Below are 23,235 nucleotides of genomic sequence, written 5' to 3' on the forward strand. Positions count from 1 at the left end.
GGCACCCATGCAGATCAGCTCCAACTTCGACAGCGGCAATATCGAGGTCATCGACGCCAGTAACCCAAAACAGGTGTTGTTGGCCATTCGCCCTGACCTCAATAGCGCGCATTTTCAGTGGTTTCACTTCAAGGTCGAGGGCGTGCAGCCGGGCCAGCGCTATGGCTTCAGTCTGAGCAACGCTGGCCTGTCGTCCTATAAAAATGCCTGGAGCGGCTATCACGCCGTGGCGTCCTATGATCAGGTCAACTGGTTCCGTGTGCCCAGTCGTTTCGAGGACGGTGCGCTGAATTTCGACATCGAGACGCAGCAGGCGCAGGTCTGGTTTGCCTATTTCGAGCCATATAGCCGTGCGCGACATGACCAACTGATCGAGGACGCACAGCGCTTGGCCGGCGCCGAGTTGTTTGCCACGGGGCGCAGTATTGAAGGGCGCGCCATCGAGTTGCTGCGCATCAGTCGCAACCCTCAGGCGCAGCGCAAGATTTGGCTGATTGCCCAGCAGCATCCAGGCGAGCATATGGCCGAGTGGTTTATGCAGGGGCTGATCGAGCGCCTGCAACAGACTGATGACGCCGAGCTGAGCGCGCTGCTGGAACAGGCCGATCTGTACCTGGTGCCAAACATGAATCCAGATGGCGCGTTCCGTGGCCACCTGCGCACCAACTATGCCGGTCGCGACCTCAACCGCGCCTGGCAGTCGGCGAGTGAGGCGGACAGCCCCGAGGTGTATTTCGTCCTGCAGCAGATGCGCGCGGTGGGCGTGGATCTGTTTCTGGATATCCATGGCGACGAGGAAATTCCTCATGTCTTCGCCGCTGGTTGTGAGGGTAACCCCGGCTACAGCCCACGCCTGGAAAGACTGGAAGAACAGTTCAAGCAGTTGCTTGTGCAGCACGGGGCCGAGTTCCAGACGGTCTTTGGCTACCCGCGTGACGAACCCGGCCAGGCCAATACCACCCTGGCCTGCAATGCGGTGGGGCTGGAGTTCGACTGTCTGGCATTCACCATCGAGATGCCGTTCAAGGACCACGGTGACCGACCTGATCCGAGCACGGGCTGGAACGGTGCGCGCTCCAGGCAGCTGGGTAAGGATGTGCTCAGCGTGGCTGCTGCGATGGTCGGGCAGTTGCGCGAATAACAAACCCTGGCGGGCAGGGCGCTTGTCCTGTCCGCCAGGGTTGTCGCTAAGGTCGCTTTAGCCGCGGTAATAACGCTGCGGTACAAACGGGGTCTTGGCCACTTTCATCGCCACGCGTTTGCCGCGCACCATGGCCCATACTTCGGTATCCAGGGCGATATGGCTGTTCTGCAGATAGCCCATGGCCACCGGGGCAGCCAGGGTTGGGCCGAAGCCACCGCTGCACACGCTGCCGATCACATTGCCGTCGGCATCGACGATTTCCGCGCCTTCACGCACCGGCACACGTTCCTGCGGCAGCAGGCCGACGCGCTTGCTGGCAATGCCTTCTTGTTGCTGGGCGAAGATGCGCTCGGCACCGGGGAAGCCGCCCGCACGGGCGCCATCGGCGCGGCGTGGTTTGGACATGGCCCACAGCAAGCTGGCCTCGATCGGCGTGGTGCTGGTGCTCATGTCGTGGCCGTACAGGCACAGGCCTGCTTCCAGGCGCAGCGAGTCACGCGCGCCAAGGCCGATAGCGGCTACTTCCGGTTCAGCCAGCAGGCTGCGCGCCAGGGTTTCACAGTGTTCGGCCGGCACCGAAATCTCGAAACCGTCCTCGCCGGTGTAGCCGGAGCGGCTGACGTAGCAATCGACGCCGAGCAGACGCACCGGGGCGAATTGCATAAAAGTCATCTTCGCCACTTCCGGGGCCAGGCGGGCCAGCACGTCGACTGCTTTAGGGCCTTGCAGCGCCAACAGTGCGCGTGCTTCGAACAGGCTTTCGATCTCACACTGGCTGCCGATGTGCTTGTGAAGGTGGGCCAGGTCCTGCTCCTTGCAGGCGGCGTTGACCACCAGGAACAGCGTGTCGTTACCCAGGTTAGCGACCATCAGGTCGTCGAGGATGCCGCCGTTCTCATCGGTGAACATGGCGTAGCGCTGCATGCCCACGGGCAGGTCGATGATGTCCACCGGTACCAGGGTTTCCAGGGCCTTGGCGGCATTCGCGCCGCGCAGGACGATCTGGCCCATGTGCGAGACATCGAACAGGCCTGCAGCGTCGCGGGTGTGCAGGTGTTCCTTCATCACGCCCAGCGGATATTGCACTGGCATGTCGTAGCCGGCGAACGGCACCATGCGTGCGCCCAGTTCAAGGTGCAGGGCGTGTAGTGGGGTTTTCGCCAGGGTTTCAGTGGTCATGCGGTTCTCCAGTAGGGTGCGCCATGCGCACCGTTGCAAGGGTTTGGTGCGCACGGCGCACCCTACAAATCAGCATTCGACAATATTGACGGCCAGGCCGCCGCGGGCGGTTTCCTTGTACTTGTTGTTCATATCGGCACCGGTCTGGCGCATGGTGCGGATGACTTTATCCAGCGAGACGAAGTGCTGACCGTCGCCGCGCAGGGCCATGCGGGCGGCGTTGATCGCCTTGACCGAGCCCATGGCGTTGCGTTCGATGCAGGGCACCTGGACCAGGCCGCCGATGGGGTCACAGGTCAGGCCAAGGTTGTGTTCCATTCCGATCTCGGCGGCGTTTTCCACCTGGTTGACGCTGCCGCCCAGCACCTCGCACAAGGCGCCGGCGGCCATCGAACAGGCCACGCCGACCTCGCCCTGGCAGCCGACTTCGGCACCGGAGATCGAGGCGTTCTCTTTATAGAGGATGCCGATGGCGGCAGCGGTGAGCAGAAAGCGCACTACGCCGTCGTCGTTGGATCCCGGGATAAAGCGGCTGTAGTAATGCAGCACGGCGGGCACGATACCGGCCGCGCCATTGGTGGGCGCGGTGACCACGCGCCCGCCTGTGGCGTTTTCCTCGTTCACCGCCAGGGCGTAGAGGTTGACCCAATCGAGCACGCTCAGGGCGTCGCGCAGGCTGGCCTCCGGGTGTTTGCACAGCTGGCGGTGTAGGGCGGCGGCACGGCGTTTGACCTTGAGCCCGCCGGGCATGATGCCTTCATTGCGGCAACCGGCTTCGACGCAATCCTGCATCACTTGCCAGATATGCAGCAGGCGCGCGCGGGTTTCCGCTTCCGAGCGCCAGGCGGCCTCGTTGGCCAGCATCACCTGGCTGATCGACAGATTGTGTTCGGCGCAGTGCGCCAGCAACTGTTTGCCGGTGGTAAAGGGATACGGCAGGGCAGTGGTGTCTTCGACGATACGGTCGGCCCCGGCGGCCTGTTCATCGACGACAAAACCGCCGCCCACCGAGTAGTACTCGCGCGCGCGGATCTGCAAACCGGCGGCGTCGAAGGCGCGGAAGATCATGCCGTTGGGGTGAAAGGGCAGCGGCTTGCGAATCATCGCCAGGTGCTGCTTTTCGACAAAGCGAATGGTTTTCTCGCCGAGCAGTTTGAGCTCGCCACTGCTGCGAATCGCTGCCAGGCGGGCGTCAACGGTATTGGTGTCGACCGTGTCCGGCTGTTCGCCTTCCAGGCCGAGCAGCACGGCTTTGTCGCTGCCATGGCCCTTGCCAGTCGCGCCGAGGGAGCCGTACAGCTCGACCTTGAGGCTGTCGGTAGTGGCCAATAGATCATCGCGGCGCAGGCCTTCGGCAAAGCGCACGGCGGCGCGCATCGGGCCCACCGTGTGCGAGCTGGACGGGCCGATGCCGATCTTGAATAGGTCAAAAACGCTAAGTGACATGCTGTCTCCGGCTTTAAGCCAACCTCGTAAGTCGGCGTTGATGCAGCGCGGTCTGTAACCGCGTCTGCGTTGCGCAAAAGAAGCTGCTGTTAGTCAGCGTAGACCGGGAAGCTGGCGCATAGGTCGGCGACCTGACCACGGACGCGTTCAATTACCGCCGGGTTTTCCAGGTCATCGAGGATGTCGCAGATCCAGCCGGCCAGGGTGCGGCACTCGCCCTGCTTGAAGCCGCGGGTGGTGACGGCCGGGGTGCCGATACGGATGCCCGAGGTGACAAACGGCGACTGCGGATCGTTCGGCACGGCGTTCTTGTTCACCGTGATATGCGCCGCGCCCAGGGCTGCATCGGCAGCTTTGCCGGTGAGGCCCTGTCTGATCAGGCTGACCAGCATCAGGTGGTTGTCGGTGCCGCCGGAGACCACGTTATAGCCGCGCGCAACGAACACTTCGGCCATGGCCTGGGCGTTGTTGATCACCTGCTGCTGGTAAGTCTTGAAGCTTGGCTCCAGGGCTTCCTTGAAGCACACGGCCTTGGCTGCGATCACATGCATCAGCGGGCCGCCCTGGGCGCCGGGAAATACGGCGGAGTTGAGCTTTTTCTCGATCTCTTCATTGGCCTTGGCCAGGATCAAACCGCCACGCGGGCCGCGCAGAGTCTTGTGGGTGGTGGTGGTGACCACATCGGCGAAGGGCACCGGGTTGGGGTACAGGCCGGCGGCCACCAAGCCGGCGACGTGGGCCATGTCGACAAACAGCAGCGCACCGACTTTATCGGCGATGGCGCGGAAGCGGGCGAAGTCCAGGGTGCGCGAATAGGCGCTGAAACCGGCGACGATCATTTTCGGCTTGTGCTCGATAGCCAGGCGCTCGACCTCGGCGTAATCGATCAGGCCCTGCTCGTCGATGCCGTATTGCACCGCGTTGTACAGCTTGCCGGAGGACGAAACCTTGGCGCCGTGGGTCAGGTGGCCGCCGTGGGCCAGACTCATGCCGAGGATGGTATCGCCAGCATTGAGCAAGGCCAGGTACACCGCGCTGTTGGCTGAAGAGCCGGAGTGCGGCTGCACGTTGGCGTAGTCGGCACCGAACAACTGTTTGGCGCGTTCGATGGCCAGCGCCTCGACCTTGTCGACATGCTCGCAGCCGCCGTAATAGCGCTTGCCCGGATAGCCTTCGGCGTACTTGTTGGTCAGGCCGCTGCCCTGAGCCTGCATCACGCGCTGGCTGCAATAGTTTTCCGAGGCGATCAGCTCGATATGGTCTTCCTGGCGCTGCTCTTCGGCGTTGATCGCGGCGAGCAGGGCGTCATCGTAGCCTTGCAGTTGGTCGTGCTTGCTGAACATGGTGAGGCCCTCTGGTTTTTATATGAGGTGCAGCTAACCCGCCTCGGGTAGAGGTGAGTCGAAATTCTTGGGTGAAGCTGAACGTTGAACCATCCCCTCTCCCTACTGGGGAGAGGGCTAGGGAGAGGGGTTGCCTAACAACCGCATTACCCTCTCCCCCGGCCCCTCTCCCAGAGGGAGAGGGGAGGTTCTTTACGCGTCCTGGTACGCCTCGATGGACGGGCAGGCGCAGATCAGGTTGCGGTCGCCGAACACGTTGTCCACGCGGCCGACCGGCGGCCAGTACTTGGCCTCGATCAGGCTGGCCACCGGGTACACGGCCTGCTCGCGGCTGTAGCCGTGAGTCCATTCGCCGGTCAGTTCCAGGGCGGTGTGCGGGGCGTTTTTCAGCGGGTTGTCGTTGGCATCCAGCTGACCGGCTTCCACCGCACGAATCTCGTTGCGGATGGCGATCATGGCGTCGCAGAAGCGGTCCAGCTCTTCCTTGGATTCGCTTTCGGTTGGCTCGATCATCAGGGTGCCGGCGACCGGGAAGGACATGGTCGGGGCGTGGAAGCCGAAGTCGATCAGGCGCTTGGCCACATCGTCAACGCTGATGCCGCTGCTGTCCTTGATCGGGCGGATATCCAGAATGCACTCGTGCGCCACCAGGCCGTTGCTGCCCGAATACAGCACGGGGTAGTGCTCTTCCAGGCGGCGGGCGATGTAGTTGGCGTTGAGAATGGCCATCTGCGAAGCGCGCTTGAGGCCTTCGCCGCCCATCATGCTGATGTACATCCAGGTGATCGGCAGGATGCTGGCGCTGCCGAACGGCGCGGCGCTGACAGCACCTTCCTTGCGGGCCATATGGCCGTGGCCGGGCAGGAACGGAATCAGGTGCTCTTTCACGCCAATCGGGCCAACACCTGGGCCGCCACCGCCGTGCGGGATGCAGAAGGTCTTGTGCAGGTTCAGGTGCGAGACGTCGCCGCCGAACTTGCCTGGGGCGCACAGGCCGACCATGGCGTTCATGTTGGCACCGTCGATATACACCTGACCGCCGTTGTCGTGGACGATCTGGGCGATCTCGCGGATGCCTTCCTCGAACACGCCGTGGGTCGATGGGTAGGTGATCATGATCGCGGCCAGGCGATCCTTGTGTTCTTCGGCCTTGGCCTTGAGGTCGGCGATGTCGACGTTGCCGCTGCTGTCGCAGGCGGTGACCACTACGCGCATACCGACCATGCTGGCGGTCGCTGGGTTGGTGCCGTGGGCCGATTGCGGAATCAGACAGATATCGCGCTGATCGTCGCCACGGCTCAGGTGGTAAGCACGAATGGCCAGCAGGCCGGCGTACTCGCCCTGGGAACCGGCGTTCGGCTGCAGGGAGATGCCGTCGTAACCGGTGGCCGCGCAGAGCATGGCTTCCAGTTCAGTGGTCAGCTGGGTGTAACCCTGGCTCTGTTCGGCCGGGGCGAAGGGGTGCAGGTTGCCGAACTCGGCCCAGGTCACCGGGATCATTTCGCTGGCAGCGTTGAGCTTCATGGTGCAGGAGCCCAACGGGATCATGCTGCGGTCCAGCGCCAGGTCCTTGTCGGCCAGCTTGCGCAGGTAGCGCATCAGCTCGGTTTCGCTGTGGTAGCGATTGAATACCGGGTGGCTGAGGATTTCGCTTTCGCGCAGCAGGCCTTTTGGCAGCTGAGCGATTACCCCGGCAGCCAGTTCAGCAAAGGCGGGTACAGCCTTACCGTCGGCGAAGACCGCCAGCAGCGCTTCGATGGCCGCCTGGTCGGTGGTTTCATCCAGGGATAGACCCAGGCGCTCGCCGTCGATTTCACGCAGGTTGATACCAGCAGCGCGTGCAGCAGCGTGCAGGGCAGCGGTCTTGCCGCCGGTGGCCAGGGTCAGGGTGTCGAAGAAGAATTCCTGCTCGACGCTGTAACCCAGAGCGCGCAGGCCCTTGGCCAGAATGGCGGTGAACTGGTGCACGCGCTGAGCGATTTGCACCAGGCCTTTCGGGCCGTGGTAGACGGCGTACATGCTGGCGATGTTGGCCAGCAGCACCTGGGCGGTACAGATGTTACTGGTGGCCTTCTCGCGGCGGATATGTTGCTCGCGGGTCTGCATGGCCAGGCGCAGGGCCGGCTTGCCGAAACGGTCGATCGACATGCCGACCAGGCGGCCCGGCATATCGCGCTTGAATGCATCGCGGGTGGCGAAGTAGGCGGCGTGTGGGCCACCGAAGCCCAGCGGCACACCAAAGCGCTGTGCACTGCCCAGGGCCACGTCGGCACCGAATTCGCCCGGCGCGGTCAGCAGGGTCAGGGCCAGCAGATCGGCAGCGACGGCTACCAAGGCGTTGGCGGCGTGGAAACGCTCAACCAGCGCGCGGTAGTCGAAGATATCGCCATTGCTCGCCGGGTATTGCAGCAGCGCGCCGAAGTAGGCGCTGGCGTCGGTGATGGTGGCTTCGTCACCGATGACCACTTCAATGCCCAGCGGCTCGGCACGGGTGCGCAGCACGTCGAGGGTCTGCGGGTGGCAATGCTGCGAGGCGAAGAAGGCGTTGCTGGCCTTGTTCTTCGACAGACGCTTGCAGAAGGTCATGGCTTCGGCAGCGGCGGTGGCTTCGTCCAGCAGCGAGGCGTTGGCGATCTGCATACCAGTAAGGTCGCTGATCAGGGTCTGGAAGTTCAGCAAGGATTCCAGGCGGCCCTGGGAGATTTCTGGCTGATACGGGGTGTAGGCGGTGTACCAGGCCGGGTTTTCCAGCAGGTTGCGCAGGATCGGGCTCGGCGTCAGGGTGCCGTAGTAGCCCTGACCGATATAGGTCTTGAACTGCTGGTTCTTGGCCGCGATGGTCTTGATCTTGGCCAGGGCGTCGGCTTCCGACAGGCCCGGTTGAGAGCCCAGTACGCTGGAACCCTTGATGCTGTCAGGGATGACGTTATCGGTCAGTGCGTCGATGCTGGCGTAGCCGAGCAGTTCGAGCATGGCCGCGGTATCGGCGTCACGTGGGCCGATATGGCGGGCGATAAATTCGTTCTGGGTGGTCAGCTTGGTCATTGCAATCTCTCAGGCGTCAGCATTGGCGTTGAGCAGGCGCTCGTAGGCGGCCTGGTCGAGCAGGTCGGCTACCGCGCTGGCATTGGCCGGACGGAAACGGAAGAACCAACCCTTGCCCAGGGGATCTTCGTTGACCAGCTCAGGGCTGGATTCTAGCTCGCCATTGACCTCTACCACCTCACCGTCCAGCGGCATGGCGATATTGCTTGCGGCTTTTACCGATTCCAGCACCGCCACTTCGTCACCCTCGGCATAGCTCTGCACTTCCGGCAGCTGAACGAATACCACGTCACCCAGGGCTTCCTGGGCATAGGCGGTGATGCCCACGGTAACCAGACCATCGGCATCCTGACGCAGCCATTCGTGCTCGACGGTAAAACGCAATTCGCTCATGTGTACTCCTCAAGGGTGGTGACTCGCCCTTTCTGCTGGGGGCGATGTGCTGGACGCGCGTGCTGGGCACGCGCTGAAGGTGAAAAGACCATAGCAAGGGTGGTGCCATTGTTATTTTTATCAATAAAAACAATAGCTTAGTGTGTTTTTAGGGCTTTATTTGTTGTTGTCCGTATCGATTTCGATACGGATTGGCGCGGTTTATCCAGAGTGCGCAGCGCAAAGGCTCAGGTGTCGCGGGCTGAATGATTTGTGTCGCTTTCATTACGCTGTATTCAAATCAATACATATGCGGCGAGCTTGGTAATGGCATCGGTGCCGAGGCGGTTAGGCACCTGGATTACTCGGCTGATGGCGGTCAATCCCTCTGCTCAATCGCCCGTGCCATTCATCCGCCCTATAAAGCGCTATTGAACGGGTCGATGGGCCGGCTGTAGAGCGGCTTTCCAGAGGTGTATTCACTCTTTCGGCTGACAGGGCAAATACCTCTTTCGGGCGCTTATCCCGCTCAAGGCGGCTGAGTAGCGTGGGGCCTCAACACGAAACCCCGCTTTCCAGGAGAGCCGCATGAGAACAACAACAAGACATGCCATCTTCCAGCCCAGCGTTTTGGCGATTGCCATTGCTGTCGGCTGTGTCGCGCCTGTCCAGGCTATTACATTCAATATCGGTGAGGTCGAAGCGCAGTTCGACTCATCGCTTTCTGTGGGGGCCAGTTGGAGCGTGCGCGGTGCCGATCCTGACTTTATCGGCACGCGCAACGGCGGCAAGGCGTCCTCTCAGACCAACGATGACGGGCGCTTGAACTTCAAGAAAGGTGAGACCTTTTCGAAGATCTTCAAAGGTATCCACGACCTTGAGTTGAAGTACGGCGATACCGGCGTGTTCATCCGCGGCAAGTACTGGTACGACTTCGAGACCAAGGACGAAAGCCGCCTGCTGTATGACATCGATGACCGCAACCGCAAGACCGCGGCTCAGGCCGCCGGTGCGGAAATTCTCGATGCCTTCATCTACCACAACTACAACCTCGGCAGCCTGCCGGGCAGTGTGCGGGTTGGTAAGCAAGTGGTCAGCTGGGGCGAGAGCACCTTTATCGGCAACTCGATCAACTCGATCAACCCGGTGGACGCCGCCGCCTTTCGCCGCCCCGGTGCGGAGGTCAAGGAGGGGCTGATCCCGGTCAATATGTTCTATGTCTCCCAGAGCCTGACTGACAGCCTGTCCATGGAGGCCTTCTACCAGCTGGAATGGGATCAGACGGTCGTCGACAACTGCGGCACCTTCTTTGCCCCCAGCGATACCGCCGCCGATGGCTGTAATGACCGCCTGGTGGTAGCCGGTGCCGATGTGGCCCCAGGCCAGTCGAACAACAGCGGCGCGCCGGGCAACCCTGTCTTTATTCCCCGGGCCGGTGACCGTGATGCTCGCGACAGCGGCCAGTACGGTGTGGCGCTGCGCTGGTTTGCCGAGCAGCTCAACAACAGCGAGTTTGGCCTGTACGCCTTGAACTATCACAGCCGCTCGCCCAGCGGCAGCTTTGTAATCACCGCCGACGGAACGCCGCAGACGGCCCGCTATTTCCTCGAGTATCCCGAAGATATCCGACTGTATGGCCTGAGCATGCAGACCACGGTGGGGTCGACTTCGGTAGCCGGTGAAATCAGCTACCGGCCGAATATGCCCCTCAGCATCAACTCAACCGATATGACCCTGGGCGCGCTGGGTGTCGGGGTGTCTCCGGTCTTTACCAGCGGCCATGCACAGCTGGCGCTGGGCGGCGATATCAAGGGCTATGTGCGCAAACCCGTGACCCAGGCCCAGGTCAGCGCCACCCATTTCTTCGACCGGGTGCTCGGCGCCAGCCGTCTGACCCTGGTGGGGGAGGTGGGTTACAACCATATCAGCGGCATCAGCAATGACCTGGGCGCCCTGCGCTTTGGCCGCGATCCGGTCTATGGCCTGGGTGAAGTCGCCGCACCGGCAGGGACGTGCGAGCAGGCGTTGAATCGTGACAACCCCGATCTATGCAACAACGATGGCTTCTTTACCAGCAGCTCCTGGGGCTATCGCGTGCGGGCCATCGCCGATTACAGCAACGTGTTTGCCGGCATCAATCTGTCGCCGAGCATTGCCTGGTCCCATGACGTGGATGGCTATGGGCCGAACTTCAACGAAGGCAGCAAGGCCATCAGCCTGGCGCTGAACGCCGACTACCAGAATACCTACACCGCCAGCCTCAGTTACACCGACTTCTTTGGTGGTGATTACAACACTAACGTCGACCGTGACTTTGTTGCCCTGAGCTTCGGTGTGAACTTCTGATCAACGCAGTGCAAAAGGATCCGTACACCATGAAAAACACAAGAATCCTGCAAGCGGGTGCGCTGCTGCTGACGTTGTTAGCCAGCAGCGTGATGGCCGCGGTCTCCGAACAAGAAGCGGCTCAGCTGGGTGCCAGCCTGACGCCGCTGGGTGGGGAAATGGCCGGCAATGCCGATGGCAGTATCCCGGCCTGGGATGGCGGTCTGTCTACCAGTGCCGCGGCTGTCGATGGCAAGGGCTTTCTCGCTGACCCCTTTGCCGGTGAACAAGCGCTTTTCACGATTACCGCAGCCAATGCCGAGCAGTACAAAGACAAGCTGTCAGCCGGTCAGCTGGCCATGTTCAAGCGCTACCCGGAGAGTTACAAGATTCCGGTTTACCCCTCGCATCGAACCACCGCTGTGCCGGCCGCGATTGCCGAAGCGGCCAAGCTCAGCGCAGTCAATACCACGCCCGTAGACGGTGGTAACGGCCTGCAGAACTTCAATGCCAGCCGTTACTACGCCTTCCCCATTCCCAAGACGGGCGTTGAGGTGATCTGGAACCACATCACCCGTTATCGTGGCGGTAACACCCGCCGGGTGGTGACTCAGGCAACGCCGCAGACCAATGGCTCCTACAGCCTGGTCAAGTTCGAGGATGAAGTGGCCTTCCCGGCGGATATGCCCGACCTTGATCCGGCCAAGGGCAGCAATGTCCTGCTGTATTTCAAGCAGCGGGTGACTGCACCGTCGCGCCTGGCCGGTAACGTGCTGCTGGTTCACGAGACCATCGATCAGGTCAAGGAACCGCGTCTGGCGTGGATCTACAACGCCGGTCAGCGTCGTGTGCGGCGTGCGCCGCAGGTGGCATACGATGGGCCGGGTACGGCCGCTGATGGCATGCGTACGGCCGATAACTTCGACATGTTCTCCGGGGCGCCTGATCGCTACGACTGGCAACTGGTCGGCAAGAAGGAGATGTACATCCCCTACAACAGCTACAAGCTGGATTCGCCGTCACTGAAGTACGACGACGTGCTCAAAGCCGGGCATATTAATCAGGACCTGACACGTTACGAGCTGCACCGGGTCTGGGAAGTGGTGGCCACGCTGAAGAGCGGTGAGCGGCATATCTATGCCAAGCGCCACATGTACGTCGACGAGGACAGCTGGCAGATCGCGCTGGTTGATCATTACGACGGCCGTGGTCAGCTTTGGCGTGTTGCCGAAGGTCATGCGCAGCACTACTACAACCATCAGGTGCCGGGCTACACCCTGGAAGCGCTGTATGACCTGGTGGCGGGTCGCTATTTGGCTCTGGGGATGAAGAACGAAGAAAAATCGGCTTATAACTTCGGCTTCAAGGCGACCGCTGCCGACTACACGCCAGCCGCGCTGCGCAGCTCCGGCGTTCGTTAGGCCAATAACCAGCACGTGTGACTCCGTAATTGGGCGGCCTGCGGGCCGCCTTTTTTATCGCCCGCCATCACCTCTCGTGATGGAACTGTGAGCTATAGGCATTGAGGGTTAGCCTGCAATGATCCGGTTCCTGTAAAAACAATAAATCGAGCCGTCATGCACGCATTAGCGCCTTTCCCGCAAAGCGCCGCAGCGTCGTCCTGCGGCAGCGTACAGCGTCCACCGCCTGGACATATCTTCCGGCTATCTGTGCAACAGCGGCTGCTGGCGCACGACTGTCGCCTGCGTTTACTGGTTGGCCCGGCCGGCTTTGGTAAGACAGTGTTGTTGGCCGACTGCGCCCGTGAGTGTCCGGCCAATTACCGCCTGCTCTGGCTGACTTGCGCCGGTCAGGGCCTGTGTGCCGAGCAGCTTGCTCAGCAGTTGGGCAAGCTGCTCGACTACCCCGCAGGCCTCAGCAGTAGCGAGCTGCTGGCGGCCCTGGCGCAGGAGTCGCGGCAGTTGTGGATCATGCTCAATGACTACCCGGCGCACCCGAATCACGCCCTCGATGACTTTCTCAATCAACTGCTGATGGTCACCCCACCGGGCATCTGCTGGTGGCTGGGCAGCCGCCGGCGGCCAGCGTGCAACCTTTCGCGTCTGTTGCTGGAAGGCGAGCTGCTCGAACTGGGGGCCAGCGAACTGGCCTTCAGCGCAGCGGAGGTGTTGGCCTGGCTGCAGCAACTGGACCCAAGCCGCAGCGCCTGGGCGCACGACCTGCATGAGTTGACCCAGGGCTGGCCGGCGGCCTTGCGCCTGCACCTGTTGGCGGCTCAGGCCGAACCGACTGCGCTGGGCGCGTTGCAGGAAGGTGAGCATGATCAGTTGCTCGCCGAATATGTCGAACGCGAAGTACTGCAAGGGTTGCCGGATGAGCTGTTGCAGATGCTCCAGCAACTGGCCCAGCTGCCGCGCTTCAATCCAGCGCTGTGTGATCACCTGTTTGGTGTAGGCGAAGGCGCGCAGTGGTTACGTGCGCTGATTGAGCGCGGCGTGTTTATCCAGGAACTGGAAGCGGCCAAGGGTTGGTATGGGCTGTTCCCGCCGCTGGCTCGGTTGCTCCAGCGACAGGCGCACCACCTGCCCAGCAGCGCTCTGCATGTGCATGCCAGCCAGTGGTTTGCCGGCCATGGTGATATTCCTGCGGCGGTGGAGCACGCCTTGCTGGCCGGGCAACCGGAGGTGGCGGGGAGTTTTCTTGAGCGTTTTACCGAGGAGCAGGTGCTGCAAGGCCAGGACCTGGCGCTGATCCTGCGTTGGCGCAGCGAGCTGCCGGAGAGCCTGTTATGCAGCACACCGCGGCTGATTCTGCTCAACGCCTGGGTGTTGTTGCTGGTCGGCCGTTTGGACGAGGCGCAGAGCTGCATCAACGAATTGGCGCGGTTTCAACCGCGCAGCGATGGTGCGCGAACCCGGGAGCTGTTCGCTCACTGGCAAGCCATTCAGGGCATCATCGCCTATGGCCGTGTCTGTGCCGTGGATGCTCGCACTCACCTGCATGATGCCTTGCAGGGGTTGCCGCAAAGCGCGTGGTCGCAGGCGTTGCTGTGTCGTTCGGCGTTGACTCTGGTGGCAATTGGCGAAGGTCAACTGGAGGCGGCACAGAAGCTCAGTTTTGAAGCCTTGAAGCAGGCACGTCTGCATGGCAATCCGGTATTTGAAGCCCTGCTGGAACTGGACCATGCCCTGCTGCTGGAGGCGCGAGGTGAATTTGCTCGCGCTGAAGCCTTGCTGCAGCGGGTGTTGAGCGCAACTGCGCCGACGGCCTTGCACAACACGCCGGTACTGGCGCGGCTTGAGCTGCGCCTGGGGCGTCTGCAACTGCGCCAGGGCCGTGTGGATGAAGCCCAGGCAGCGTTGCAGTGCGGGCTTGAGCATGCGCTCGCTTGCGGCGATCCGGCGGCGTTTCATGGTTACCTCGGCCTGGCCGAATTGGCGATGGGGCAGGACGATATGGCCGCCGCCTTTGCGCAACTGGGGCAGGCCGAACGGCAGATGCAGCGTCAGCGCGTCAATGAAACCCTGTACCGCGGCACCCTGTTGTTGGCCAGCTGTCATCTGTGGATTGCCCAGGGTCACTATGCGCGGGCGCGTATCGCCGCGACGCGGGTATTGGGTTATGAGCAGCGGGTTAAAGCGGTGCTGCCAACGCCGAACTTTCCCGAGCTGATCCCACGGTTCAAGGCACTCCTGCTGCAACTCGATCGTCTGCAGGGCGAGGATGGGGATGTGCGCGAGCCTCTACGGCAGTTGCTGGAACAGGTGGCAGATCAGGGCCGGCAGGCGTTGGTCAGCGACTTGTGGCTGAACTATGCCGACGCCTGCGCCGCCTGTGACGACAAGGTGGGCGCCGAACAGGCTCGCCAGACCGGCCAGGCGCTGCAGCGGCGTTTGGGGTATCTGCGCCCGTGGTTTTGCGTCGCCAGCCAAGGTGACGGCGCGCCGAATGCTGCATCTGTCACCAGCGCCAATGCGCTGAGCAGTCGCGAACTGGCGGTGCTTGGCTTGATCGCACAGGGGCTGTCCAATCAGGAAGTGGCCGAGCAGCTGTTTATTTCCCTGCACACGGTGAAGACCCACGCACGACGGATCAACGGCAAACTGGGTGTGGCGCGGCGTACTCAGGCGGTGGCCAAGGCTAAGGCGTTGGGCTTTTTCTAAGCGATGTAGTTGTGGCGCTCGAATTGCCTGGCGCCCCATATCCCCTGCGCCGCTAACCCACCCTACCAAGCGGCCCGCACCCAGAATCAGTACTGAGCCTTTGTTAATGCAGTGCCGGGCTGGCGCTGAGTTGGCGCAGGCGCTGGCTGAGGTGCAGGCGCTGTGCCGGGTCATCACAGAGCAGCAGGGCACGTTCAAGGTCGAAGCGCTCGCCCTGTGGGCAGTCGAGCAACTGGTAGATGTCGGCACGGGCTAGGTGATCTAGCAGGCTTGGCGGGCCGAGCAGCAGTACGCGCTCGGCATCCAGCAGCGCTGCCATGGGATCGTCGGCCAGTTGATGCAGGTAGCGCAGGTTGCGTGACAGGCGCTGCAACATGCTCGGCGCATCGCAGGGCAACAGGTGGCTGGCCCTCAGCTCGGCGTCGGCACCCTGTTGGCGTTGCAGCAACTCGCGGCATTCGCGGGTATACAAGCGCCGGCCGCTGCACGGGTCCAGCAAGTGATCGGCGCCGGGAACCCGCAGCAGAAAATGCCCGGGGAAATTGACGCCTTGCAGGGGAATTGCCAGGCGCCGGGCCAGTTCCAGGGCGAGCAGGGCCAGCATCAACGGTTGACCGCGGCGCCGTCGCAGCACGCAGTTGAGCAGTGCGGCCTGCGGGCGCAGCGGGTGTTCATCGTCTTCATGAAAGTCCAACTCACTGAGCCGGCGCAGCAGTGGTTGTGCCAGCTCCTGGGCAGGCAGGTTGGGCAGCCCTTGGCTGACCTGCTGTTGCAGGCTGTCGAGTTGGCGCAACACCTGCTCCGGCTGCAGTTGAGGCTGATGTTCCACAGCAATCCACACGGCCGCCTCGAACAGCGCGGGCGGTTGTTGCTCCAGGCAGGCAAGGCAGGCAGCGCGTGGGGTCATGGGTCTGCTCCGGGTTGTTTAGGTTTTGTAGCCAAGCGCAGCGTCTGCGTCCAGTGCCTTGTGCGGGCAACTGTGCAACTGACCATCGGGCGCTTGCCATCGGGGCGACTGCCTATACTGATGGGCAAATCAGTACGGGAGCCACAGCATGTTCGCCATGATGGAAACCGCCCGGCTGGAGTCGCTGCACTTCGCCGAGGATCCGCTGACCGGTCTCAAGGCGATTATCGCCATCCACAACACCCGCCTCGGCCCGGCGCTGGGCGGTTGCCGTTACCTGAGCTATGCCGACGAGGCGAGTGCCATCGAGGATGCTCTGCGTCTGGCCAAAGGCATGAGCTACAAGGCTGCATTGGCGGGCCTGCGCCAGGGCGGCGGCAAGGCGGTGATCATCCGTCCCGCGCATGTCGATAATCGCGCTGCCGTGTTCGAAGCCTTCGGCCGCTTTATCGAAACCCTCAACGGCCACTACATCACCGCGATGGACAGCGGCACGTCCAGCGCCGACATGGACTGCATCGCCCAGCACACCCAGCATGTCACCAGTACCACGGCTGAGGGCGACCCATCACCGCACACCGCCATGGGGGTGTTTACCGGGATTCGTGCCACCGCTCTGGCGCGTCTTGGCAGTGACAACCTGGAAGGCTTGCGGGTGGCGATTCAGGGTTTGGGCAATGTCGGTTATGCGCTGGCCGAGCAGTTGCATGCAGTCGGTGCCGAATTGCTGGTCAGTGACCTGGACTCTGTTCGGGTGCAGCGGGCGGTCGAGCAACTGGGCGCACGGCCGGTGGCCAGTGACGCCTTACTCGCCACGCCCTGCGACATCCTCGCGCCTTGCGGCCTGGGCGGGGTGTTGAATGCCAGCAGCGTCGCGCAGTTGCGCTGCTCGGCGGTGGCGGGGGCGGCGAATAACCAGCTGGCCAGCGCCGATATTTCCGACAGCCTGCAGGCGCGGGGAATTCTTTACGCGCCGGATTATGTGATCAACGCCGGTGGTCTGATCTACGTGGCCTTGAAGCATCAGGGAGAAAGCCTGATGGCAATCACCGCGCACCTGACGCAGATCAGCCGGCGCCTGACCGAGATTTTCGGCCATGCCCAGGCCGACAAGCGCTCACCGGCACGGGTTGCCGATGCCATTGCCGAGCGTTTGTTATATGGCTGAACAAGCGCACCACCGTGTGGGAGGGGCTTTAGCCGCGAGCCTGCGATTAAAACCAGCGATTAAAACTCGCCGCTAAAGCGCCTCCACGGCGCAGTTGATAGTGGCCAGAAACACAAAACCCCAGTCACTGACTGGGGTTTTGTTTATCACCGCTCGGGCTACTCGGCGGCAGGCTCGCTCAGCTCGCTCAAGGCATCGGGCTGGTTCTTGAACGCCTTGGCGAAGATCTCACGGTTCTTCGCCATGTAGATGCCCAGTTCTTCACCCTGGGCCTCATTCAACGATGGCACGGCTTTCTGCAGCACCTCGGTGAGCAGCTCGGCCAGTTCGAGCATTTTGTCATGACGATCGGCTTCGGCTTTATCCATGAACAAACGCTCCAAATCCCGGCTGCTGCGGTACACCACTTCGACGGCCATTCATCACCTCTACGCCTTCACGCTGGTAGGTTGCAATTAACTGTGTATTTGTACAGTGCGTGCGAGCATAAAGAACTCGCCAGCATTTGGCCAGCAGCAATTGCCATGCCGGTTAACAACATAGCTGATTGTGGACGTCACAGCCGTTCAGCGGTCGTTGCGCAGTGGGCCGAATTCGGCCGGTACCCAGGCGTAACCGGCACCTTCTTTACGCACATGGCCCAACCCTGGGAAGGGCATGTGTGCGCCTGCTACCCAGAGCTTGTCGCGGCTGGCATCGGCGAAGATCTGCTGGCGCGTGGCTTTTGCCTGAGTGCTGTCGATGTCGAATTCGATCACCACTTCCGGTTTAGCGAATTGCACGGCGTGGCTGTGCACAATATCGCCCCAGACCAGCAGACTCTGGTTCTGTGAGGTGAACAGGTAGGAGCTGTGACCCGGTGTGTGGCCGTTGCTCGGCACCAGGCTGACGCCCGGGATAAGTGCGCTGTCCGGGGCGTACAGTTTGAGACGCTGCTGAGCGTCGTAGGGTGCTACGGACTGCTTGGCCATCTGGAACATGCCGCGCATGGGCTCCGGCGCGTTGGCGGCTGCTGCATCACTGAGCCAGAAATCCGCTTCTGCCTGAGGCACATAAACACTGGCATTTGGGTAGGCCACTGCACCGTCACTGTTGAGCAGCCCGCAGGCATGATCGGGGTGCAGGTGGGTGAGCAGCACGGTATCCACTTGCTCTGGGGTGTAACCAGAGGCTTTAAGGTTGTTCTGCACCACGCCCAGGGTTGGCCCGAAGCATTGTGCGGCCCCGGTGTCGACCAGCACCAGGTGGCTGCCTGTATTGATCAAGTAAGCGTTGACGGCGGTTTGCACGCCCTTGCTGGCGTCAACGAACATGCGCGCCAGCAGGCTCTGGATATCCTCGGCGCTGGCGCCGGTGAGGATCTTGCTGTCGAGGTCGACATAACCGTCATACAGCGCGGTCACCTCGAAATCGCCCAAGGCCATACGATAGAAACCCGCAACCTGCTCCTGTTGCTTGGCCACCGGTGTTGCGTTGGCCATCAGGGGCAAGGTGCAGCCCAGAACCAGGGTTTGTGCTGCAAATAGGGCGCTAAACAGCCGGGTGCGGGTAGATGAGCTTGGCATGCTTGTGTCCTCATAGGTTATAAGCTTGTACTTAACTTATACAGCGATGGTGAAATGCTTGTACATTGGCGCTAGGAGCTATCGCGGGTCGCCGTGACTGAACTCTAGTATCCGGCCGCCATCGGCTCTCTGCGAGGTGCACCATGTTGCTGTCTGCCGGTCGAGTCGAGCGCAAACTGCTGGCCTTGCTGGCCATCGCCTACCTCAGTCTGTTTGTCATTGCTGGTGCCATCTGGGGCAGCCGTGCCTACCTGCTCGACGGTCAGCGTGTTGAGGTGCTGCACACTTCGCTGTACCAGCTCAGCGAAACCCTGTCCTTGCTCAAGGATGCCGAAACAGGCCAGCGCGGCTTTCTGCTGACGGGCGAGGATTCATTTCTACAACCCTACAATGTGGCGGTGCAGCATCTGCACAGCCAGTTCCAGGCGTTGCGCTCAATACCCTTGATGGCGATGTACGCCGACGACATCGCGCAGATCGAGCAGCTCACCGAGCTGAAAATGACCGAGTTGAGCGAAACCATCGCACTGCGTCGTTTGGCTGGCGATGAGGCTGCCCGCCAGCGGGTGATGGACAACCAGGGCCGGCACTACATGGATGAGCTGCGTCAGCGCATTCACATCCTGGAACGCCGCGTCAGCGATGAGCTTGACGCGCTGAATGAGGGCACCGATGCGCGTGCGCAAGTCGCCATCTGGGGCGGCAGTGCGGTGGCGTTACTGATGCTGGTGCTACTCGGTATGACCTACCGCGACCTGCGCCGCGACCTGCGTGAGCGTGAGGACCTGCTCAAGCGCCTGGCGTTCGAATCGCAGCATGATGCTCTGACGCAGCTGCCGAATCGCCGTGCCTTCAACGACAGCCTCGATCAGGCCCTTGCCTTGGCCCGACGTGCCGAACGGCCACTGGCACTGATCTACCTGGATCTCGATGGCTTTAAACCCGTCAACGATGAACACGGTCACGCCACTGGCGACCGAGTGCTCAAGGCCATTGCTCTGCGCTGGCGGGCGCTGCTGCGCGAGGGTGAGGTGCTGGCGCGGTTGGGCGGTGATGAATTTGCCGTGGTGGCCGAGGGTGACTCAGCGTCCATCGAGTGCCTGGCTGCCCGCATGATCACCGCACTGGACGGCCCGCTGCTGGCTGAGTTACCGCATGTGCGGGTGGGCGTAAGCATCGGTATGGCGCAGTTTCCCCAGCATGGTGAAGACCGGCGTCGCCTGGTGGCGTCGGCTGACACCGCCATGTACCGGGCCAAGGACGCCGGTAAACACTGCTTCGCCTGGCCTGAGTCAACCACAGCGGTTCCTGCTGCGGCGCTCTGACGCGCCCCGGGGCGTGTCCTGCGGCGTACAGCGATCATCTCCTGATGGCTGGTCTTGTTCCTGCATGGTGCAGGCACTTTACGCTGATGGAGCGGACCGGCGATGTGGGGAGTGCAAGAATCGTGAAGGACAATCTGGCTGAACGCGCCCGTGAGCGCATGCATGGTCTGGCGGAGTCGCTGGGCAATCTGTTGATGGAGGCATTCCACTACCTGGCGCTGTTTGCCATCGGCGCGATCACGGCCTGGGCGGCGGTGATGGCCTTTCTCGGTATGCTGGAAAAGGGTCATATCACGGTCGATGACATCCTGCTGCTGTTCATTTATCTGGAATTGGCGGCAATGGTCGGGATCTATTTCAAGACCAACCATATGCCGATCCGCTTCATGATCTATGTAGCGATCACTGCGTTGACCCGGTTGATGATTTCCGACATCTCACACAACCACAAACCCGACATGGGCGTGGTTATGATCTCCGGCGCAATTCTGCTGCTGGCGCTGGCGATTTTTGTGGTGCGTTACGCCTCGTCGCGCTTTCCGGCGGTGCAGGCTGGCGGGACGCGGAAAAAGACTAATCCGGCGGATGAAGCGGCAGAACGTGATGATGCGCAGAGTGATGACTAAGGCGTAGGGCCGGTCAGTCACTCAGCGGCGCAAACAGCGCCTGAAGGTCGTCTTCGCTAAGTTGTAGCTGGCTCTGGCTGCCGCCTTCCAGCACGCCACGGGCCAGGCTGGCCTTGGCCTGTTGCAGTTGCTGGATTTTCTCTTCCACGCTGCCACGGGCGATCAGTTTGTAGACGAACACCGGCTTGTCCTGGCCGATACGGTAGGCGCGGTCGCTGGCCTGGGCTTCGGCGGCCGGGTTCCACCAGGGGTCGAAGTGGATCACCGTATCGGCGGCAGTCAGGTTAAGCCCCGCGCCGCCGGCTTTCAGGCTGATCAGAAAGATCGGCAATTCGCCGGCCTGGAACTGCTGCACCGGGGTGCGGCGGTCCTGGGTGCTGCCGGTGAGCTTGGCGTAGGGAATATTGCGCGTCTTCAATTCGGCTTCGATCAGCGCCAGCATCGAGGTGAACTGTGAGAACAGCAGCACCCGCCGGCCTTCGGCGAACAACTCCTCGAGCATGTCCAACAATCCGCTGAGCTTGCCGGAGTCGGCGCTGGTCAGGCTGTTGTCGCCGTCATCACCGAGCAGGCGCAAGTCGCAGCAGGCCTGGCGCAGGCGCAGCAGCGCTTCGAGAATCACGATCTGGCTGCGTGCCAGACCCTGGCGGGCGATTTCCGCGCGGACTTTCTGGTCCATGGCCAGGCGCAGGGTTTCGTAGCGGTCGCGCTGCGCTGCGCTGAGCTCGACCCAGTGGGTGATTTCGGTTTTCGGCGGCAGCTCGCTGGCCACTTGCTCCTTGGTGCGGCGCAGAACGAAAGGCTTGATCCGTCCGGTGAGGTGGGCCAGGCGCTGCTCGTTGGCGTTTTTTTCGATGGGCGTGCGGTAGTCGCGGGTAAAGCTTTTGCTGTCGCCCAGCCAGCCCGGCATGAGGAAATTGAACAGTGACCACAACTCGCCCAGGTGATTCTCCAGCGGCGTGCCGGTCAGGCACAGGCGTTGCCCGGCCTGCAGTTGCCCGGCGGCGACGGCCGCCTTGCTGCGCGGGTTCTTGATGTTCTGTGCTTCATCCAGAATCAGCAGGCGATAGCGGTAGGCACTCAGGGCCTTGAGGTCGCGCGGCAGCAGGGCATAGGTGGTAAGGATGATCTGGTGCTGGTCGATCAACTTGAACAGCGCCCGACGTTTCGGCCCGTGCAGGGCCAGCACCTTGAGTTGCGGGGTGAAGCGCGCAGCTTCGTCCTGCCAGTTGGGGATCAGGCTGGTGGGCATGACGATCAGCGCCGGCTGAGTCAGGCGTCCGGCGTTGAGCTCGCAGAGGATATGGCCGAGGGTCTGCAAGGTTTTGCCCAGGCCCATGTCATCGGCCAGCAGGCCGCCAATGTCCAGCTCGGCCAGCCCCTGCATCCAGGCCAGACCCTGCAGTTGGTAGGGGCGCAGCTCTGCGTGCAGCCCCGCTGGCGCTTGCAGGGTAGCGTTGTCCAGCTGCTGCAGACGTTGGGCAAACTCACGCAGCTGACCGCCACCTTGCCAGCTGATGGCTGGACCTTCTTGCAGATGATTGAGGCGGGATGCATCCAGGCGCGACAGGCGCAGGCGCTGGCTGGATTCGCCCGGCTCGCGCACAAACAGCTCGCCCAGGGTGGCCAGCAACGGCTTCAGCCGCGCCAGCGGTAATGCTGCGCGTTTGTGGTTGTGCGGCAGGCTGACCAGGATCACCTCGTCATCGTCGCGTTTACTCAGGGCTTCGCCGTTGAGCAGCCAGGGCTTCTGGCGGATTGCTTGCAGCAGAATTGGCAGCAGGCTGATGCGTTGCCCCTCGACCTCGATGCCCAGCTCCAGGTCGAACCAGGTTTGCTCGGGGTCTTCTTCGACCTCGGCATACCAGTCATCGACCTGCGCCAGGTTGTACTGAAAGTCCGGCTGCATGCGAATCTGCCAGCCTTCCTCTCGCAGCTGCGGCAGCTGCTCGCGGATAAACACTAGCCAGGCGGCCTCGTTGGGCTGCTCGTACGCTTCGCCGGCGCTTTCCGGCAGCGCTTCGCTCTGCCGCAGGGCCACTTGCAGGCCGGTTTGCTCCAGGCGCTTGCGCAGCTGGGTTTCACTGCTGAGGTTACGCACGATGCGCAGGCTGAGGCCGGGGCCCTGCTTGATCAGCAGATCCTTGCCCTGTTTGCCGGAGGCCAGGTGGCCTTGGTAGTCGAAGGCCAGGGCGGCGCGGTGCTGGGTCTGTTCCTGCATGCGGCCCTTGCGCGCATCGAAGTGCACCCGCACCAGGCTGCCGAGGCTCAGCACCGGCGCCGGTTGCAGATTCTCCAGGCATTCTTCTCGCACCTGCGGGTTGCTGACGATCAGCGGCGACAGATCGACGCCCTGTTCCTGCTGCTGTTGCAGGGTGAGCAGGGCGCTGGCCACGTGTTTGCAGTTGAAGCCCACCGGGCAGCTGCAATGGCCGGTCACGCCCCAGCCCTGGCCGTAATGATGCAGGGTGATGCGCTGCTGGTAGGTTTGGCTGCCCGAGCCACGGCAGCTGGCCAGCAGGGTGTTGTCCTTGAGGCTGAGCAGGCGGCTGCGGCCTTGGGCGGCATAGCCCTGACCGCGTTGCAGATCGCCCGCGCCGAATTCCGCACGCCAGTCTTCCTGGCGCAGATGCAGGATATCGAGGGCCATTAGCGGCACCGGGCAG

15 protein-coding genes and 2 pseudogenes are annotated in these 23,235 nt (G+C 62.2%); 8 read left to right on the top strand and 9 right to left on the bottom strand.

Annotation, left to right across the window (positions count from 1 at the left end):
- Positions 1 to 7 precede the first annotated feature (7 nt).
- The gene (locus tag IOD17_RS04335) at positions 8 to 1,141 is read left to right on the top strand and encodes a M14 family metallopeptidase (RefSeq protein ID WP_233683857.1); all 1,134 of its coding nucleotides are present in this window, start codon (positions 8 to 10) and stop codon (positions 1,139 to 1,141) included.
- A 57-nt stretch (positions 1,142 to 1,198) separates the two neighbouring features.
- On the opposite strand, the gene gcvT is transcribed toward IOD17_RS04335, so the two are convergent.
- From gcvT to gcvH, 5 genes are all read right to left on the bottom strand, one after another.
- Entirely contained in the window at positions 1,199 to 2,323 is a 1,125-nt protein-coding gene (gene gcvT, locus IOD17_RS04340) for a glycine cleavage system aminomethyltransferase GcvT (protein ID WP_233683858.1), read from the bottom strand.
- 69 nt (positions 2,324 to 2,392) lie between these two features.
- A complete protein-coding gene (locus IOD17_RS04345) occupies positions 2,393 to 3,769 on the bottom strand; it encodes an L-serine ammonia-lyase (protein WP_233683859.1) in 1,377 nt (458 codons plus the stop codon).
- Between the two features lie 89 nt (positions 3,770 to 3,858).
- Positions 3,859 to 5,112 (bottom strand): serine hydroxymethyltransferase, encoded by a 1,254-nt coding sequence (gene glyA / locus IOD17_RS04350; protein ID WP_233683860.1) that lies wholly within the window; start codon positions 5,110 to 5,112, stop codon positions 3,859 to 3,861.
- A 192-nt stretch (positions 5,113 to 5,304) separates the two neighbouring features.
- A complete protein-coding gene (gcvP, locus tag IOD17_RS04355) occupies positions 5,305 to 8,157 on the bottom strand; it encodes an aminomethyl-transferring glycine dehydrogenase (RefSeq protein ID WP_233683861.1) in 2,853 nt (950 codons plus the stop codon).
- A 9-nt stretch (positions 8,158 to 8,166) separates the two neighbouring features.
- Positions 8,167 to 8,550, bottom strand: coding sequence for a glycine cleavage system protein GcvH (gene gcvH, locus IOD17_RS04360; protein WP_233683862.1), 384 nt, complete (start codon positions 8,548 to 8,550; stop codon positions 8,167 to 8,169).
- Positions 8,551 to 9,117: 567 nt separating this feature from the next.
- Here gcvH and IOD17_RS04365 point away from each other — a divergent pair.
- The 4 genes and pseudogenes from IOD17_RS04365 to IOD17_RS19460 form a co-directional block, all read left to right on the top strand.
- Positions 9,118 to 10,875: a DUF1302 domain-containing protein gene (locus tag IOD17_RS04365; RefSeq protein WP_233683863.1), complete on the top strand. Its 1,758-nt coding sequence runs from the start codon at positions 9,118 to 9,120 to the stop codon at positions 10,873 to 10,875.
- A gap of 29 nt (positions 10,876 to 10,904) precedes the next feature.
- Positions 10,905 to 12,275: a DUF1329 domain-containing protein gene (locus tag IOD17_RS04370; RefSeq protein WP_233683864.1), complete on the top strand. Its 1,371-nt coding sequence runs from the start codon at positions 10,905 to 10,907 to the stop codon at positions 12,273 to 12,275.
- A 927-nt stretch (positions 12,276 to 13,202) separates the two neighbouring features.
- Positions 13,203 to 14,657 (top strand): annotated as a pseudogene (locus IOD17_RS19455) (helix-turn-helix transcriptional regulator); the annotation flags it as partial.
- A 135-nt stretch (positions 14,658 to 14,792) separates the two neighbouring features.
- Positions 14,793 to 14,978, top strand: a pseudogene (locus IOD17_RS19460) (response regulator transcription factor); the annotation flags it as partial.
- A 103-nt stretch (positions 14,979 to 15,081) separates the two neighbouring features.
- Here the strand turns inward: IOD17_RS19460 and IOD17_RS04380 are convergent.
- Complete coding sequence (locus IOD17_RS04380) at positions 15,082 to 15,885, bottom strand: SirB1 family protein (protein WP_233683866.1); 804 nt, start codon at positions 15,883 to 15,885, stop codon at positions 15,082 to 15,084.
- A 148-nt stretch (positions 15,886 to 16,033) separates the two neighbouring features.
- On the opposite strand from IOD17_RS04380, the gene IOD17_RS04385 reads away from it, so the two are divergent.
- Positions 16,034 to 17,053: a Leu/Phe/Val dehydrogenase gene (locus tag IOD17_RS04385; protein ID WP_233683867.1), complete on the top strand. Its 1,020-nt coding sequence runs from the start codon at positions 16,034 to 16,036 to the stop codon at positions 17,051 to 17,053.
- A 158-nt stretch (positions 17,054 to 17,211) separates the two neighbouring features.
- Here the strand turns inward: IOD17_RS04385 and IOD17_RS04390 are convergent, their stop codons facing one another.
- Together IOD17_RS04390 and IOD17_RS04395 are read right to left on the bottom strand one after the other, a co-directional pair.
- Positions 17,212 to 17,472, bottom strand: a complete 261-nt coding sequence (locus tag IOD17_RS04390) for a YebG family protein (protein ID WP_090380848.1) — start codon at positions 17,470 to 17,472, stop codon at positions 17,212 to 17,214.
- A 147-nt stretch (positions 17,473 to 17,619) separates the two neighbouring features.
- Entirely contained in the window at positions 17,620 to 18,534 is a 915-nt protein-coding gene (locus tag IOD17_RS04395) for an MBL fold metallo-hydrolase (RefSeq protein WP_418904254.1), read from the bottom strand.
- A 227-nt stretch (positions 18,535 to 18,761) separates the two neighbouring features.
- Between IOD17_RS04395 and IOD17_RS04400 the strand changes: the two genes are divergently transcribed.
- Complete coding sequence (locus IOD17_RS04400) at positions 18,762 to 19,943, top strand: diguanylate cyclase domain-containing protein (protein WP_233683869.1); 1,182 nt, start codon at positions 18,762 to 18,764, stop codon at positions 19,941 to 19,943.
- A gap of 122 nt (positions 19,944 to 20,065) precedes the next feature.
- Positions 20,066 to 20,569: a phosphate-starvation-inducible protein PsiE gene (locus IOD17_RS04405; RefSeq protein ID WP_418904255.1), complete on the top strand. Its 504-nt coding sequence runs from the start codon at positions 20,066 to 20,068 to the stop codon at positions 20,567 to 20,569.
- A gap of 13 nt (positions 20,570 to 20,582) precedes the next feature.
- Here the strand turns inward: IOD17_RS04405 and IOD17_RS04410 are convergent, their stop codons facing one another.
- Positions 20,583 to 23,219, bottom strand: a complete 2,637-nt coding sequence (locus IOD17_RS04410; protein ID WP_233683870.1) for a DEAD/DEAH box helicase — start codon at positions 23,217 to 23,219, stop codon at positions 20,583 to 20,585.
- Positions 23,220 to 23,235: the final 16 nt, after the last annotated feature.

This window comes from Pseudomonas anguilliseptica (genome assembly GCF_021375795.1).
In the GTDB taxonomy this organism is placed as follows: domain Bacteria; phylum Pseudomonadota; class Gammaproteobacteria; order Pseudomonadales; family Pseudomonadaceae; genus Aquipseudomonas; species Aquipseudomonas anguilliseptica_A.